This is a genomic window from Mesorhizobium sp. M1006 (assembly GCF_040318825.1).
Taxonomy (GTDB): Bacteria; Pseudomonadota; Alphaproteobacteria; order Rhizobiales; family Rhizobiaceae; genus Mesorhizobium.
In genome coordinates, this window is record NZ_JAMYMZ010000003.1 from 178,819 (window position 1) to 195,104 (window position 16,286).

Below are 16,286 nucleotides of genomic sequence, written 5' to 3' on the forward strand. Positions count from 1 at the left end.
TGTTGCGCCTTTTGTCGGCCGGGGCCCTGGCGGCGGGTATTTTAGTTCTGGGTTAACCACGCAATGTCGTCGAAGCGGGAAAGGAATCGGTAAGCCTGTTTATTAAGCCGATTGAAACAGCTTCTCCTTAGATTCGCAGTATCCGATCAGCCACCAAGAGAAGTTGACGGAAGTGCTGTAACAATTGGAGTAGGAGCTCGAATGTCTAACCTCATCGCACGTTTTGTGAAGGACGAATCCGGCGCGACCGCTATCGAATACGGTCTGATCGCCGCTCTTATCGCACTCGCCATCATGGTCGGCGCCGGCCAGCTCGGCAACTCGCTGAACGCCAAGTTCACCGCCATCTCCACTAAGGTGAACGGTAGCTGACCGTAACGGGTTCGCTTGTTCTGAAATAAGGGCCGCCGCACTGGCGGCCCTTATTTAGTCCTGGTATGAATTGAAATTTGCGCCTCATCAGTCGTTAGTCGAATAGGATTGGGTTGGGGGCCAGATGCAATTGGGTCATAGGCGCGCCGATGCTTGAAGCCGTGATCTTCGTCGTATTTCCGTTCTGCATGCTTTTTGCCGCGATCTCCGACATGCTTTCGATGACGATCGCCAATCGCGTGCCGGTGTTGCTTGTGGTCGTCTTCGCCTTGGTTGCGCCTTTGACCGGTATGGACTGGGCCACCTATGGCTGGCATTTCGCCGCCGCCGGCCTGGTTCTCGCGGTGACGTTCGGCCTGTTCGCGCTGGGCGGCATGGGCGGCGGCGACGCCAAGCTTCTGGCTGCCACTGGCATGTGGATGGGACTGAACATCCATCTCATCGAATACCTCGTCGCCTCGACATTCATCGGCGGCCTGCTGACGCTAGCCATCCTCGCCTATCGAAAATCGCCGCTTGCCGCCGTCACAAGCCATAATCCGTTCCTGCGCCATTTCGCCGATGAGGCGACCGGCGTTCCGTACGGCATCGCGCTTGGCATTGGCGGTCTGCTCACCTATTCCGACTCGCCATTGATGGCCTGGGCACTCACCAGGCTGGCGGGCTGAATTTCACTTTACGCGGTTGGCGCCGAGCAGGCGAGTTGGCCACGTTTTCCTTCGGGCCGGGCTTGTCGGTCCAATTTATATAAACGTTAAATTAATCACGATCGTAAGTATAACATTAACCTTGTTTTGACGATTGCCGCTGCAAAGTCCCGCTTGGCTACGTGGTTTGCCAAGGCGAGGTTCGGACAGATGCCAGCATCCCGATTGATTATTCTGAGCGTGGCGATAGCCGCGGCCGGTGGTGCAGGCTATGTCGCGAAGAACATGGTCGTGGCTCCGCCGCCTCCGGTTGTCGATTCCGGTCCTCAGGCGCCGGCGATCGCGCTGCAGGATGTGCTTGTTCTTTCCGGCGACGTTCCGATGGGCAGTCCGCTTGAAAACAACATTTCCTGGGAGTCATGGCCGTCCGCAGGCATCAACGCAAATTTCATCACCCGCGCCGCCGAGCCTGAAGCGCTGGACAAGCTGAAGGGCGCCGTCGCTCGCGTGGCGCTCTACGCCGGCGAGCCGCTGCGGCGCTCGAAGCTGATCGGTGAAGGGCAAAGCTTCATGTCGTCGATCCTGCCCTCCGGCATGCGGGCCGTTGCCACAAGCATCTCGGCCGACACCTCGGCCGGTGGCTTTATTCTTCCCAACGATTTCGTCGACGTCATCATGACCCGCCGAGCCGATCCCGCCAATGGCGGTGGTCCGGGCTTCACGACCGAAACTATCCTGAAGAACATTCGCGTCCTGGCGATCGACCAGACCATTCAGGAGGACGAGGAAGGTAAGAAGACCAGGGTTGGCCAGACCGCCACCCTGGAACTGACGCCGCAGCAGTCCGAGATCATCACCGTCGCACAGCAGATGGCGGATCGCCTGACATTGGCGCTGCGCTCGATCAAGGACAGCCAGGACAAGAATGTGGGCGAAGCCGATTACCTGGTTTCCGGCAATGGCCGGCGCGGAACAGTGCGGTTGATCAAGTCGGGCGAAGTTTCCGAAGTGGGGGCAAGGAAATGAGGCTAAAAACCAAACTGCCGCTCATCCTGGCTGCGGCGATCGGCCTGTTTCTCCTTGGAACGAATGCATATGGCATTGTCGATGCCAGTGCGGCGGGCAATGCCAGGGTGACGGCTTCGACCGCCACCCAGCGGGTTAAGCTCGGACTGAACAAGTCGGTGGTCATCGACCTCCCGAGCGATGCCTACGACATTCTCGTCGCCAACCCCGCTGTAGCCGACGCGGTGACCCGCACCGCCAGGCGCATCTATCTGTTTGGAAAGGCGGTCGGCGAGACAAATATCTTCGTCTTTGGCTCGAATGGCGAGCAGATCGTCAGCCTTGACCTAGCGGTCGAACGTGACGTCGCCGGGCTGGAGGATTATATCAAGCGCTTCATCCCGTCATCGGAGGTCAAGGTCGAGTTGCTGAACGACAACGTCGTTCTGACCGGAACCGTGGACACTCCTCTGGACGCCAAGCGCGCGGCCGATCTGGCAACTATTTTCGTGTCCGGCGGCGAGGCAACCACGGGTCAATACTCGCAGACCGCTGCCGGCGGTTCGGCTGAAGCCGGCGTCGCGATCGATAACCCGGATGCCGAGCGCCGCGTCAGCAAGATCGTCAACCTGCTGCAGATCATCGGCGACGACCAGGTGACGCTGAAGGTGACGGTCGCGGAAGTCAGCCGCTCGGTGATGAAGCAGCTCGGCGTCAACATGGTGGGCAACGGCAGCAGCAACGGCATCAGCTGGGGCGCGGTAAGCGACAATTTCACTGGTTTGGGCAAGTCGCTGTCGAACTCGGGCCTCTCTATCGGGAGCTCGACGCTGCAGGCCTACATCAATGCCATGGAACAGTCCGGTGTCATGAAAACCCTCGCCGAACCAACATTGACGGCCGTATCCGGCGAGAAGGCGACCTTCAAGGTTGGCGGCGAATACAACATGGTGACCAGCGTTTCCCAAGCCGTATCAAACGATAACCAGACCGGTCTGAAGACGTATTCGGTCGAGAAGATCGAATACGGCATTGGCCTGGAATTCCAGCCGGTGGTGCTGTCTCCCGGCCGTATCAGCCTGAAAGTCAGAACCTCGGTTTCCGAGCCGACAACGGAGGGATCTGTGTCTTTGTCCGAAGGCGTAACGAGCCCGGGCATGAATGCCCTGTCGCTCCGCAAGCGCTTGGCCGACACAACAGTGGAACTGCCTTCGGGCGGCTCGATGATGATTGCCGGCCTTGTCCGCGATGATCTCAGGCAAGCTGTCAACGGCTTGCCCGGTCTGACAAAGATTCCAGTGCTTGGCGCGCTGTTCCGCAGCAGGGATTTCGTTCGCAACGAGACCGAGCTCGTCATCATCATTACGCCCTATCTGGTGAAGCCGGTGGCGCGCAACGATCTTGCCAAGCCGGATGACAATTTCAACGCCGCCAGCGATGGCGCCGGCATTTTCCTTGGCCGCGTCAACCGTGTCTACGGCACCATGCAGACCAACAAGCCCAACGGCCGTTACCACGGCGTTGTCGGCTTTATCTACAAGTAAGCGGGGAAGCGGTCATGTCTAAGGCAACATCGAAGGCACGGGCGATCACCGCGACGCGGTCAGTCCATTCGCGAATCTGGCGGCCGGCCGTTCCCATTATGGCGATCGCGGTGGCGGCATTGCTGGCCGGCTGCGCCAATCGCGACAGCGTCACGGTGGGTGCCATACCGGACGATTATCGCACCACCCATCCGATCGTCATAGCTGAGAAGATACAGAAGATCGACCTTCCGGTCGGCGCCGGCGACCGTGGCATGACCAGATCCCAGCGTGACACGCTCCTGGGCTTCCTGGACGGATACGACAGGAGCGCGGCTCCGGTGCTGACGATCGAGATTCCGAGCGGCTCAGCCAACGAAATCGCAGCGGCCGCGGCCGGCCGCGATTTCGCCAGGCTGGCCATAGCCAGCGGCATCAGCCGGAAGCGGATCGACATGCGGTCCTATCAGTCTGTTTCGGCCGAAGCGTCCGCACCGGTTCGTGTTGCCTACGTCTCGGTGAAGGCTCAGACGGATAAATGCGGGCGCTGGCCCGAAGACCTGCTGCAGACTTCGGAAAACAAGCACTATGCCGATTTCGGCTGTTCGTATCAGAACAACCTGGCTGCCCAGATGGCCAATCCGTCCGATCTGATCGGGCCACGCAAGCCGACGCCGATCGACGCGGAAAATCGCGGCGCGGTGATCGACGTCTATCGTGACAGAGGTATTTCGGACGAATTCCTCGGCAATTCGGAAGTCGAATATTAACGAGTGTTGAGGCTCAACAAACCCTAAGCCGCGCAAGTCACGGAAAGTGATGACAATGAGCAATCTTGCCTATGACACAGAGGTACCGGGCGGCGAAACCTCGGAGCAGGATATTGCCGCGATGCAGGCGTTGCGGCCGATCCCGCGCATTTCGATCCAGGCATTTTGCGAGACCGAAGGCGTAGCCAATCCGGTCGAGCGCGCCGGCGAGGATCGCCGCATGGCCAAGGCCCATTTGAAGGTGCATATGGGGGGCATCCCCACCGCTATCGAATTCTATCAGTCGGCGCCGACGCCGAACCTGATCCTGCTTGAATCGCGCAGCGAGCCGAAGCTGTTGCTGGAACAACTCGCCCAGCTCTCCGAGCATTGCGACCCGACCTCCAAGGTGGTGGTTGTCGGCCACTACAACGATGTCGGCCTGTACCGCGAACTCATCCGTTCGGGCATTTCCGAGTATGTCATCGCGCCCGTATCGATGGCCGACATCGTCAGCGTGGTGTCTTCGATCTTCGTTGATCCGGAAGCTGAGCCGATCGGCCGCTCGATTGCCTTCATCGGCGCCAAAGGCGGCGTCGGCTCCTCGACCATAGCCCATAATGTGGCCTGGGCCATGTCGTCCCTTTTCAAATCCGAAGTGGTTGTCGCCGATCTCGACCTCGCCTTCGGAACGGCCAATATCAATTTCGACCAGGATCCGGCGCAAGGCATTGCCGAGGCAGTCTTCTCGCCGGAACGCGTCGACGAGGTCTATCTCGACCGGCTGCTCGCCCAATGCGCCGAGCACCTGTCGCTGCTTGCGGCCCCTTCGACCCTGGAGCGGGTCTACGATTTCGATCCAGACGCCTTCACCCAGCTTATCGACATAGCCCAGCGTAGCGCGCCGCTCCTCGTGCTCGATGTTCCCCACGTGTGGGCCGGCTGGACCAAGAACACGCTGGTCAAGGCCGACGAGATCGTCATCACGGCGACGCCCGAACTTGCCAATCTGCGCAACACGAAGAACCTGGTCGACATGCTGAAGCGGCTTCGTCCGAACGACCCCGCGCCAAAGCTTGTGATCAACCAGGCCGGTGTGCCGAAACGTCCTGAGATTACGCCGTCCGACTTCTCCGAATCGCTCGGCCTTTCGCCGATGTCGGTCATCCCGTTCGAGCCGCTTTTGTTCGGAAATGCTGCCAACAACGGACGTATGCTCGGTGAGATGGATGCCAAGAGTCCGGTTGTCGCCACGATCAACGAGATCGCCCATGTGCTGACAGGGCGCAGCGAAATCAAGGTGAAGAAAAAGGCTGGCCTCGGCAATCTGATCGGCAAGCTTTCGCGCAACAAGAAGTGATGCCTCAGCGGTGGAATTGGTAAGCGATCATGTTTGGTAAAAGAGGCAGCGACGACGGCAACCGGACCATTCCGGAATTCCGTCAGCCAGCACCCGCGCCTGCCGCGCCGGCGGCCGCGAACCCTGTGGAAGCGGCTGTAGCTGCCAGGCCGGCGGCGCTGCCGCCATCCGGCGCGCCTGCCGCGCCGGCGGTTCGCCGTGCGGTCGAGCCGCCGCCATTGGCGCCGGAGCCGAAAAGTATCCAGCGCCAAAAGAGCGAAACCTACTACGACACCAAAAGCCAGGTCTTCGCCGCACTCATCGATACGATAGATCTGTCGCAGCTCGCCAAACTCGATCCCGAAAGCGCGCGCGAGGAAATCCGCGATATTGTCAACGACATCATCGCGATCAAGAATTTCGCGATGTCCATCGCCGAGCAGGAAGAGCTTCTCGAGGATATCTGCAACGACGTTTTGGGCTACGGGCCGCTGGAGCCACTGCTTGCCCGCGACGATATTGCCGACATCATGGTCAATGGCTCCAAGAACGTCTACATCGAAGTCAACGGCAAGGTCGAGCAGACCGGCATCCGTTTCCGCGACAACCAGCAGCTCCTCAACATCTGCCAGCGTATCGTCAGCCAGGTTGGCCGCCGCGTCGATGAATCAAGCCCGATCTGCGATGCGCGTCTTCCTGATGGCTCCCGTGTCAACGTCATCGCACCGCCCCTGGCTATCGACGGCACCGCACTTACCATCCGCAAGTTCAAGAAGGACAAGCTGACGCTCGACCAGCTGGTCAAGTTCGGTTCGATTTCTCCGCAAGGGGCCGAGATTCTCAAGATCATCGGGCGTGTCCGCTGCAACATTGTCATCTCGGGCGGTACCGGCTCAGGCAAGACGACGCTGCTCAATTGCCTGACCAACTATATCGACCGCGAAGAACGCGTCATCACCTGCGAGGACTCAGCTGAGCTGCAATTGCAGCAGCCGCATGTGGTGCGTCTCGAAACCCGTCCGCCCAACCTCGAAGGCGAGGGCGAAGTGACCATGCGCGACCTGGTCAAGAACTGTCTGCGCATGCGCCCCGAACGTATTATCGTCGGCGAAGTGCGCGGACCCGAAGTGTTCGACCTGCTGCAGGCGATGAACACCGGCCATGACGGCTCGATGGGAACGATCCACTCGAACAGCCCGCGCGAATGCCTCAACCGCATAGAGTCGATGATCGCCATGGGCGGCTACACGCTGCCGCAAAAAACCGTGCGCGAGATCGTCGTCGGCTCCGTCGACGTGATCATACAGGCTGCACGCCTGCGCGACGGATCGCGGCGTATCACCCACATCACCGAGGTAATCGGCATGGAAGGCGACGTCATCATCACCCAGGACATCGTTCTCTATAACATCAAGGGCGAGGACGCGAACGGCAGGCTGCTGGGCGAGCACGTGTCGACTGGCATCGGCCGTCCGCATTTCTGGGAGCGCGCCCGCTACTACGGTGAGGAGCAGCGCCTCGCGGTCGCGCTCGAGGCGATGGAGAAACGCGCTGATTGATCCGTCTGGAAGCGTGGGGGCCAGGGTCGATGTTCGGAATTGACGGCACCGTATTGGCATTCGTCGTGCTCGCCGGCTTCAGCGCCGGCGCTGTGGCCTATGCTTTCCTGTTCAACCGGATCAGCACCGAGAAGCAGGTCGGCAAGCGGCTTGAATCGATCAAGACCGCCGAGACGGATCGTTCCGTCGTCAAGGCGTCGCGCGATCGCGTGGCGGAAGCGGCCAAGCGTCGCAAGTCCGTCCAGGATTCGCTGAAGGATCTCGATCAAAAGCAAAAGTCCAATCAGAGCCTGGTCAAGAAACCACCGCTGAAGATCCAAATCCGCCAGGCCGGCATGAAGATCTCGCTTGAGCGCTTCTATGTCTACTCGGCGGTCTGCGGCGTCGTATTGACGGCTCTTGTATATTTCATCGGCGCACCGTTGCTGGTCTTGCCGGCTGCGCTGCTGGTCGGCGTCTTGGGTCTGCCCCGCTGGTTCGTCTCGTTTCGCCGCGCGCACCGCGTCAAGGCGTTCCTCAACGAATTTCCGAACGCGCTCGACATCATCGTGCGTGCGGTAAAATCCGGCCTGCCGCTGAACGACGCCGTGCGTCTGATCGCCAACGAATCCCCCGAGCCGGTCAAGACCGAGTTCCGCCGCATAGTCGATTCGCAGCAAATGGGTTTGTCGATCCCTGACGCGGCCATGCGCATGCCAGAAACGATGCCGTGCACCGAGGCGAGCTTCTTCGGCATCGTCATCCAGATCCAGTCTCAGGCCGGCGGCAATCTTTCCGAAGCGCTGGGCAATCTTTCGCGCGTGCTTCGCGACCGCAAGAAAATGAAAGCCAAGGTCCAGGCATTGTCCATGGAAGCCAAGGCATCCGCCGTGATCATCGGCGCGTTGCCTTTCGTCGTCGCCTTTCTCGTCTATTTGACGAGCCCGAACTACATCATGCCCCTCTTCATCACCAGCACCGGCCATCTGATCCTCGGTTGTTCCGGCATCTGGATGTCGATGGGCGTCCTGGTAATGCGCAAGATGATGAATTTCGAAGTCTAGGACCCGTTATGACCGATCACGTCATCAGAACTCTCACCGACCCGTCCCTGCTGATCGCACTGCTGGTCGGCATCGCGGTGTTTGCGACCGTCTTCACGCTGCTGCCCGCTTTTGGCGGGAACCAGCTCAAGGCGCGCATGAAATCCGTAGCGCTGGAGCGCGATGAGCTGCGCGCCAAGCAGCGCGCGCGGCTGGCAGTCGAAGCCGACCGCCGCCGCAAGGGCCTGCGCGAAGAACAGTCGGTCGGCATGCGCAATATTGTCGATCGCCTGGATCTCAGGCGTGCGCTGGCGGATGAAGGTACCTTGCAGAAATTGAAAGTGGCGGGTTTTCGCGGGCAAAATCCGCTGACGCGCTTCCTTTTCTTCCGTCTCGTCCTGCCCTTCATCGGCTTTGCATTGGCGGCGATGTATCTGTTCGTGCTCGGCGGATTGCCCGAGCAGCCGCTTTTCGTGAAGCTGTTCGTGTGCATCGTGGTAGCCTATGCGGGATTCTACGCGCCGGTGCTCTACGTCAACAACCGCGCTACCAAGCGCAAGCAATCGATTCAGATGGCGTGGCCGGACGCGCTCGACCTGTTGCTGATATGCGTCGAGTCCGGCATGTCGGTGGAAGCGGCGCTTCGCAAGGTCGCCGATGAGATCGGCGCGCAATCGGTGGCATTGGCGGAAGAATTCATCCTGACAAACGCCGAGCTTTCCTATCTGCAGGAGCGCAAGCAGGCCTACGAGAACCTTGCAAGCCGAACTGGCCTGGAATCCGTCAGGTCGGTGTCCCAGGCGTTGGTTCAGGCCGAGCGCTACGGCACGCCCGTGGCGCATGCATTGCGGGTGCTTGCCAGTGAGAGCCGCGACATGCGCATGAATGCCGCCGAGAAGAAGGCGGCCGCGCTGCCGCCGAAGCTCACCGTGCCGATGATCCTGTTCTTCCTGCCGGTGCTGTTCGCCATCATTCTGGGTCCCGCCGGCATCCAGGTGAGCCAGCGCGGCATCTTTGGCGACCAGCCGAAATCAAGCAGCGAGTAGCGCCAGCGGCGTTGCCAGAAACGCTGATACGATTCAGAGCCACGCTGCCGGTGCAGCGCGGCTCTTTGCGTTAGACATGTTGCGGAATTCGCGCGCCGGTTCGGCGCTCGAAGCGGTCAGTTGGTGGCGGGCTTTGCCTTGTCCTGGTCCTTGAGCTGGCTCCAGGCATTCTGCTGCGCCAGCATCTGGCGAAGGTAAGCGACGTTAGCCTGCGCCTGATCCGGCGACAGCTCTTGCGAGGCGATCTTCTCTGCCTCGTCGAAACGGCCTTGCAGACCGACGACCAGCGCAAGGTTCTGGCGGACGCGGCTGTCTGCATTCGGCTGCTGGGCGGCTGAGCGCATATAGGTTTCGGCTGTGCGCAAATCACCTTCCAGCACGTACGACATGCCGAGATTGGAAAGGATCGACGGTTCGTTCGGCCTGAGGTCAAGCGCCTTGCGATAGCCTTGGCGAGCCTCGTCCTTCTGGCCGAGCTGGTCGAGAATAGCAGCTTCCGCCGATACCAGTTTCCAGTCAGGATATTCGGGCGTCTGGGCGCGGCGCACGGCATCGAGTGCCGGCTCGAACTGTCCGTTGGCGGCAAGCGCCTTGCCATAGGCGGCGAGCACGTCGCGATCCTTCGGCAAGGCGATCGCCAGCTTGCGCATCACCGCAAGCGATTGGTCTGCGTCGCCGTCCATCTGCAGCGCCGCGGCATAATTTGTCGCGATCCGCTTGTCGCTGGGGTTTTTCGAATAGGACTGGCCGAGCGCCATCGTAGCGTTGTGCAGTTCGCCCGCCGACATTGTTTCCAGCGGCTTGCCGCTTGGACGAGAAATCGAGCCAGTCGTCAATTTGCTGGTTCCGCAGCCGGCGACGCCTGCAGCAAGCACCATCATCAACGCCGTGGTGATCAGCCTATTTGCGCTGGCGTTCATCCTGCGGTTGGTCGGCATCGGCACCAGGGCTCCGTTCATGCGCGTGACCATTTGCGAGGTCATCTTTCCTCCCGCAGAAATATTCTGTTAACCCTAACGGAGAGTTAAGAAACGCCGACTCGGAAGCCGGAGGCCAGCGAATGCCTGTCGAACTCGTCGAGAAAGAATTGAGCAATGCGCTGCCGGTCCATCTGGTGGCGAAGGATGCTCTGGCGGCGGCGGGCCTTGCGCCATCCTCGGTCGCCTGGGCCAAGGCCAACGGCTTTTCCGGCGAGGCCGGCAGGACGCTGATCATGCCTGGCGACAACGGCGCGATTGCCGGAGCCCTGTTCGGCACCGGTGATGGCGAGGGCGCACTGGCCATCGGCGCACTAGCGAGAGCCTTGCCCGCAGGCGAGTGGCATTTTGCGTCCGCACCGGCCAAGCCGGAGCTTACGGCACTCGCCGTGGCGCTCGGCGGCTATGTCTTCACCCGCTACGGCAAGAAGCCAGGCAAGACGCTTCGCCTCGCGCTGCCGGCAGGCACCGACGCCGCCCGCATCCGCCGCCTCGCCGATGGCATTTTCCTGGCGCGCGATCTGGTTAACACGCCGACCAGCGATATGGGCCCCGGGCAGTTGGAAAAGGCCGCCCGGACCTTGGCCGCGACGCACAAGGCCGAAATATCGGTGACCAAAGGCGACGATCTTCTTACCGCCAACTTTCCGATGATCCACGCCGTCGGTCGGGCTTCTGCCGACGCGCCACGCCTGATCGACATGATTTGGGGGCCGAACAATGCCCCCAAGATAACGCTGGTCGGCAAGGGCGTCTGCTTCGATACAGGCGGTCTCGACATCAAGCCGTCCTCGGGCATGCTTTTGATGAAGAAGGACATGGGTGGCGCTGCCAACGTGCTGGGTCTCGCTTCCATGATCATGGCCACCGGGTTGAAGGTTCGGCTGCGCGTGCTCATCCCGGCTGTCGAGAATTCGATAGCCGGCAACGCCTTCCGGCCAGGCGACGTGCTGGTGAGCCGCAAGGGCATTACCGTCGAAATCGGCAACACCGACGCCGAAGGACGGCTGGTGCTCGCCGATGCCCTGGCCTTGGCCGATGACGAAGAGCCGCAGATGCTGGTCGATATGGCAACGCTGACAGGCGCTGCCCGTGTTGCGCTCGGTCCCGACTTGCCGCCGTTCTATACCGGTGACGAGACGCTTGCATCCGAGCTGGCGGACGCCTCCGTTGCGGTCGAGGATCCGCTATGGCGGATGCCGTTGTGGAAGCCCTATGACGCCAAGCTGGCGTCGAAGGTGGCCGACGTCAACAACGTCACGCCGGACGGTTTCGCCGGCTCGATCACCGCGGCGCTTTTCCTGAAGCGCTTCGTGGAAAAGACCGCCGGCTGGGGGCATGTCGACATCTTCGCCTGGAACCCGTTCGACCGCCCGCACGGCCTTGCCGGTGGCGAAGCGCAAGGCATCCGGGCGCTGGAGCAGGTCATTTCGAACCGCTACGGCTGATTCTCGGGCATAGCCGACGAAGGTTATTGACTGAAACGGAACCGAAACAATTTTCCGTCATGCTGGACGGATGTCGATTATCATGCGTCCAAGCCAAGCGTTGCGACTATGGCAACAGGTGGTGCTGTCGGAGGTGCGCGACGACGCGCCCGATCTCACCATGCGCCAGACGGCGATCCTGTTCACCATCTATCTCGATCCGCCGCCCCACACGGTACGGGGGTTAGCCGCCCGCCTCAACGTCACCAAGCCGGTGATCACCCGTGCGCTCGATACGATGGGGGCGCTGAAACTGGTGTCGCGCCACCGCGACGAGCTCGACAAGCGCAACGTGCTGGTCAGGCGCACAGTCGAAGGCGCGCTCTTTGTCGAGCGCTTTGGCGATGTTATCATTGCCAGAGCCCAAGAGTTGCCCATTTGAACGAGTTGCCGATTTGACCGCCAGGGATGCCCGCCTCCATGCCTTCCGCTCCGATCTCGCCGACGCCAGGCTGCGAGGCGAGGTCGCCGCCGACCGTTTCGTCGCCGGCCGGCCGGCTCGCATATCAGCCTGCGTCGCCGACATCCGCAAGGCGCCGCGCCCGGACGCCGGCGTCGATACCCAGCTTCTGTTCGGCGAAGACGTCCTCGTCTTCGAGGACGTTGAGGGCTGGGCCTGGATACAGGCCGAGCGCGACGGCTATGTCGGCTATGTCGCCGACACCGTGCTGGGCGGTCGGGAGCATGCGCCCACCCATGTTGTCTCGGTGCCGCGCACTTTCCTCTATCCGGGACCGGATTTGCGGTTCCCGGTGAGCGGGGAGCTCTCGATGGGGTCATTGGTGGCGGTGACGGGCTCAGCGGAAACGCGCGGCACGCATTATGCTCTGCTGCCGTCCGGCCAGGCGGTCATCTCGAGTCATCTCAGGCCGGTCGCCGAGGTTCATCCCGACTACGTCGCGGTCGCCGAGGCGTTTCTCGGCACGCCCTATCTGTGGGGCGGCGTCTCCGGCTTCGGCATCGATTGTTCCGGTCTCGTGCAACTTGCAATGCACATGGCTGGCAGGCAAGTGCTGCGCGACACCGACATGCAGGCGGCGACCGTCGGCGAGCCGCTCGAACCCGGGCCGGATTTTGCCGGGTTGCGGCGCGGCGACCTGGTCTTCTGGAAAGGCCACGTCGCGATCATGACAGATCCGGAGACCATGATCCACGCCAACGGCCACACCATGCTGGTGTCGCGTGAAGGACTGAGGGAGGCGGTCGCCCGTATCGGCTATCTCTATGGCGGACCGACCGGGTTTCGCCGGCCGTAGCGCGAATCGATCACCTTTTGTTCTGATTCTGCTTGGCGATTGCGCGCCGCCGCGCTACGTCTGGCGCGTGACAGAGCAGCCGCGCCTTGCCGAACAGAATGCCGCCGTCGTCCTGCCCGAGCCATTTGTCAAATGGTTTGCGGAAAAGGGCTGGTCGCCGCGCGCCCACCAGATCGATTTGCTGGCCAAAGCCCAGGGCGGCCGGTCGGTATTGCTGATCGCCCCGACCGGCGCCGGCAAGACGCTGGCCGGGTTCTTGCCATCGCTGACCGAACTGGCCGGCCGGCCGAGGAGAAGGCCGGGGCAGGCGCATCGAGGCATCCACACACTCTACATCTCGCCGCTGAAGGCGCTGGCCGTCGACATCGAGCGCAATCTCGGCAAACCCGTCGAAGAAATCGGGCTGCCGGTCACCGTCGAGACGCGCACCGGCGACACGCCCGCACACAAGCGCCAGCGGCAGAAGCTGGCGCCCCCCGACATTCTCCTGACCACGCCCGAGCAATTGGCGCTGCTGATTGCCGCGCCCGATGCCAGGCGCTTCTTCGAGGACCTGCGCTATGTCGTGCTCGACGAATTGCATTCGCTGGTGACCTCGAAGCGCGGGCATCTCCTGTCGCTCGGGCTGGCCCGGCTGCGCTCGTTTGTGCCCGCCCTGCAGACGATAGGCCTGTCGGCGACGGTCGCCGAGCCTGACGAATTGCGGCGCTGGCTGGTCAGCCAGAATCCACCGGGGCCGATGGCCGAACTGATCGTCGTCACTGGCGGCGCCAAGCCCGACATCTCCATTCTCGATTCGGAGGAGCGCGTGCCGTGGGCGGGACATTCGGCCCGCTACGCAACGCCGGAAATCTACAACGAGATCAAGCGCCACAAGACAACCCTGCTGTTCGTCAACACGCGCAGCCAGGCGGAGTTGCTATTCCAGGAGTTGTGGCGGGTCAACGAGGAGATCTTGCCGATCGCGCTGCATCACGGATCGCTCGACGTCGCGCAGCGCCGGCGTGTCGAAAAGGCAATGGGCGAGAACGCCCTGCGCGCCATCGTCGCCACGTCGACGCTTGACCTCGGCATCGACTGGGGCGACGTCGACCTGGTCGTCCATGTCGGCGCGCCGAAAGGTGCCAGCCGGCTGGCACAGCGCATCGGCCGCGCCAACCACCGTATGGACGAGCCGTCCAAGGCGATCCTGATACCGGCCAACCGCTTCGAGGTGCTGGAATGCAGGGCGGCGCTCGACGCCAATTATCTCGGTGCCCAGGATACGCCGCCGCTGGTCGATGGCGGGCTCGACGTCCTGGCGCAGCACGTGCTGGGCTGTGCCTGCGGTGCGCCGTTCCATGCCGATGCGCTGTTCGAGGAGGTGCGGACGGCAGCACCCTATGCCGATCTCGATCGCCCGACATTCGATCGCGTCATCGATTTCGTCGCCACTGGCGGCTATGCGCTAAGGAACTACGAGCGCTATGCCCGCATCCGGTTGAACAAGGACGGGCTGTGGCGGGTCTCAAATCCTCGCGTCGCCCAGCAATACCGGCTCAATGTCGGCACCATCATCGAAGTGCCGGCGCTCAACGTCCGTTATGTTCAGGCCGGCAGCAGAGGCGCGGCTTCGCGTGGCGGCCGGGTTCTGGGCAAAATCGAGGAGGCGTTCCTCGAAACGCTGACGCATGGCGACACCTTCATGTTCGCCGGCAAGGTGCTGCGCTTCGAAGGTATCCGCGAGAATGAGTGCTTTGTCTCGAATGCACCCGGCAGCGACGCCAAGGTGCCGTATTACGGTGGTGGCAAATTCCCGCTTTCGACGTACCTGGCCGAACAGGTCCGCGCCATGCTGGACGATCCGCAGCGCTGGAAGAAGCTGCCGGAGCAGGTCGCCGACTGGCTACGCTTTCAGGCCGACAAGTCGGTGCTGCCGAAACGCGACGATCTGCTGATCGAGACCTTTCCGCGCGGCAACCGCTACTATCTGGTGGCCTATCCGTTCGAGGGCAGGCTGGCGCACCAGACGCTCGGCATGCTGCTCACCCGCCGCCTCGACAGGGCGGGAGCCAAGCCGCTCGGCTTCGTCGCCACCGACTATGCGCTTGCCATATGGTCGCTGGCCGATATGGGCCATATGTTCAGGGCGAAGAAACCGTCGCTGGCTGCGCTATTCGATCAGGACATGCTGGGCGACGACCTCGAAGCCTGGCTCGCCGGCAGTTGGTTGTTGAAGCGCACCTTTCGCAATTGCGCGCTGATCTCGGGATTGATCGAGAAACGCCACCCGGGGCAGGAGAAGAGCGGCCGCCAGGTAACCGTGTCGACGGATCTCATCTACGACGTGCTGCGCAGCCACGAGCCCGACCATATCCTTTTGCAGGCGACGCGTGCCGATGCCGCGACCGGTCTCTTGGATGTCAGCAGACTTGCCGAGATGCTCTCGCGCGTCCAAGGTCGAATCATGCATAAGAACCTCGAGCAGATATCGCCGCTCGCCGTGCCGATCATGCTCGAGATCGGCAAAATGCCGGTGCATGGCGAGGCCGATGACACGCTGCTGATGGATGCAGCCACGCTGATCGAGGAGGCCATGGGGACGAAATGACTGTCGCGCTCGCCATGGCTGCGCCTCTGGCGGATGCGGGCGCTGTCCGTATCGCCGGCGAACGCGCGATCTGCGACCGTCGCGGCGTGCTCTATTTTCCCGAATTCCGGCTTCTGACCGTATCCGACCTGCATCTGGAAAAAGGCTCATCACTGGCCAGGCGCGGCACGCTGGTCCCACCTTACGACACCGGTGCGACGTTGCTCCGGCTGCAGGCGGTGATCGCCGATTATCAGCCTGCGATCGTTATCAGCCTGGGCGACAGTTTTCACGATGGCGGCGGCGCCGCTCGTATGCACGCGAGCTTTCGCCAAAGGCTGGAAGGGTTGATGGTCGGGCGCGACTGGTTCTGGGTCGCCGGCAATCATGATCCTGAAGCGCCGGCCGACTTGCCAGGCGAGACCGTACGCGAATTGGCTATCGGCTCGCTACTCTTCCGACACGAGCCTTCGGCGGTGAGAGTGGAAGGCGAGATATCAGGCCACCTGCATCCTTGCGCCCGCATCGTGCAGCAAGGCCGTTCGGTGCGGCGTCGTTGCTTTGCCGGCGATGGCGGCCGCATGATCATGCCGGCTTTCGGCGCCTATACCGGCTCGCTCAACGTGCTCGATCGCGCCTATGCCGGGCTGTTCCGCCGCGAAACGCTGATGGCCTATATGCTTGGCACAGAGCGCATTTTCGCGATTTCCCACGCGATGCTCAGACCGGGCTGAA

At 61.9% G+C, this 16,286-nt stretch carries 15 protein-coding genes; 14 read left to right on the forward strand and 1 reads right to left on the reverse strand.

Going from position 1 to position 16,286, the window contains the following annotated elements:
• Nucleotides 1-201 precede the first annotated feature (201 nt).
• The 9 genes from NKH60_RS04100 to NKH60_RS04140 all read left to right on the forward strand — a co-directional run bounded on the left by NKH60_RS04100 (nucleotide 202) and on the right by NKH60_RS04140 (nucleotide 9,262).
• Nucleotides 202-372, forward strand: coding sequence for a Flp family type IVb pilin (locus tag NKH60_RS04100; protein WP_023676929.1), 171 nt, complete (start codon nucleotides 202-204; stop codon nucleotides 370-372).
• A 149-nt stretch (nucleotides 373-521) separates the two neighbouring features.
• A complete protein-coding gene (locus NKH60_RS04105) occupies nucleotides 522-1,040 on the forward strand; it encodes an A24 family peptidase (RefSeq protein WP_352613898.1) in 519 nt (172 codons plus the stop codon).
• A 189-nt stretch (nucleotides 1,041-1,229) separates the two neighbouring features.
• Entirely contained in the window at nucleotides 1,230-2,045 is an 816-nt protein-coding gene (gene cpaB, locus NKH60_RS04110; protein ID WP_023676931.1) for a Flp pilus assembly protein CpaB, read from the forward strand.
• The gene (locus NKH60_RS04115; RefSeq protein WP_352613899.1) at nucleotides 2,042-3,568 is read left to right on the forward strand and encodes a type II and III secretion system protein family protein; all 1,527 of its coding nucleotides are present in this window, start codon (nucleotides 2,042-2,044) and stop codon (nucleotides 3,566-3,568) included. The genes cpaB and NKH60_RS04115 overlap by 4 nt, the downstream gene beginning before the upstream one ends.
• 14 nt (nucleotides 3,569-3,582) lie before the next feature.
• Nucleotides 3,583-4,317 (forward strand): CpaD family pilus assembly protein, encoded by a 735-nt coding sequence (locus NKH60_RS04120; protein ID WP_352448620.1) that lies wholly within the window; start codon nucleotides 3,583-3,585, stop codon nucleotides 4,315-4,317.
• A gap of 55 nt (nucleotides 4,318-4,372) precedes the next feature.
• Entirely contained in the window at nucleotides 4,373-5,656 is a 1,284-nt protein-coding gene (locus tag NKH60_RS04125; protein WP_352621909.1) for a CpaE/TadZ family protein, read from the forward strand.
• Nucleotides 5,657-5,685: 29 nt separating this feature from the next.
• Nucleotides 5,686-7,194, forward strand: a complete 1,509-nt coding sequence (locus NKH60_RS04130) for a TadA family conjugal transfer-associated ATPase (RefSeq protein ID WP_352613901.1) — start codon at nucleotides 5,686-5,688, stop codon at nucleotides 7,192-7,194.
• A gap of 29 nt (nucleotides 7,195-7,223) precedes the next feature.
• Nucleotides 7,224-8,237, forward strand: a complete 1,014-nt coding sequence (locus NKH60_RS04135) for a type II secretion system F family protein (RefSeq protein ID WP_023676935.1) — start codon at nucleotides 7,224-7,226, stop codon at nucleotides 8,235-8,237.
• Nucleotides 8,238-8,245: 8 nt separating this feature from the next.
• Entirely contained in the window at nucleotides 8,246-9,262 is a 1,017-nt protein-coding gene (locus NKH60_RS04140; protein ID WP_023676936.1) for a type II secretion system F family protein, read from the forward strand.
• Nucleotides 9,263-9,378: 116 nt separating this feature from the next.
• Here the strand turns inward: NKH60_RS04140 and NKH60_RS04145 are convergent, their stop codons facing one another.
• Nucleotides 9,379-10,200, reverse strand: coding sequence for a tetratricopeptide repeat protein (locus NKH60_RS04145; protein WP_352470190.1), 822 nt, complete (start codon nucleotides 10,198-10,200; stop codon nucleotides 9,379-9,381).
• A 122-nt stretch (nucleotides 10,201-10,322) separates the two neighbouring features.
• On the opposite strand from NKH60_RS04145, the gene NKH60_RS04150 reads away from it, so the two are divergent.
• The 5 genes from NKH60_RS04150 (at nucleotide 10,323) to pdeM (ending at nucleotide 16,285) form a co-directional block, all read left to right on the forward strand.
• Nucleotides 10,323-11,687, forward strand: coding sequence for a leucyl aminopeptidase family protein (locus NKH60_RS04150; RefSeq protein ID WP_352871296.1), 1,365 nt, complete (start codon nucleotides 10,323-10,325; stop codon nucleotides 11,685-11,687).
• 70 nt (nucleotides 11,688-11,757) lie between these two features.
• Complete coding sequence (locus NKH60_RS04155; RefSeq protein ID WP_023676939.1) at nucleotides 11,758-12,108, forward strand: MarR family winged helix-turn-helix transcriptional regulator; 351 nt, start codon at nucleotides 11,758-11,760, stop codon at nucleotides 12,106-12,108.
• Entirely contained in the window at nucleotides 12,071-12,982 is a 912-nt protein-coding gene (locus tag NKH60_RS04160; RefSeq protein WP_502898527.1) for a C40 family peptidase, read from the forward strand. The genes NKH60_RS04155 and NKH60_RS04160 overlap by 38 nt, the downstream gene beginning before the upstream one ends.
• 67 nt (nucleotides 12,983-13,049) lie before the next feature.
• Nucleotides 13,050-15,572, forward strand: coding sequence for a ligase-associated DNA damage response DEXH box helicase (locus NKH60_RS04165; RefSeq protein ID WP_352613904.1), 2,523 nt, complete (start codon nucleotides 13,050-13,052; stop codon nucleotides 15,570-15,572).
• Nucleotides 15,569-16,285, forward strand: coding sequence for a ligase-associated DNA damage response endonuclease PdeM (gene pdeM / locus NKH60_RS04170; RefSeq protein WP_023676942.1), 717 nt, complete (start codon nucleotides 15,569-15,571; stop codon nucleotides 16,283-16,285). The genes NKH60_RS04165 and pdeM overlap by 4 nt, the downstream gene beginning before the upstream one ends.
• The last annotated feature ends 1 nt before the right edge of the window (nucleotide 16,286 follow it).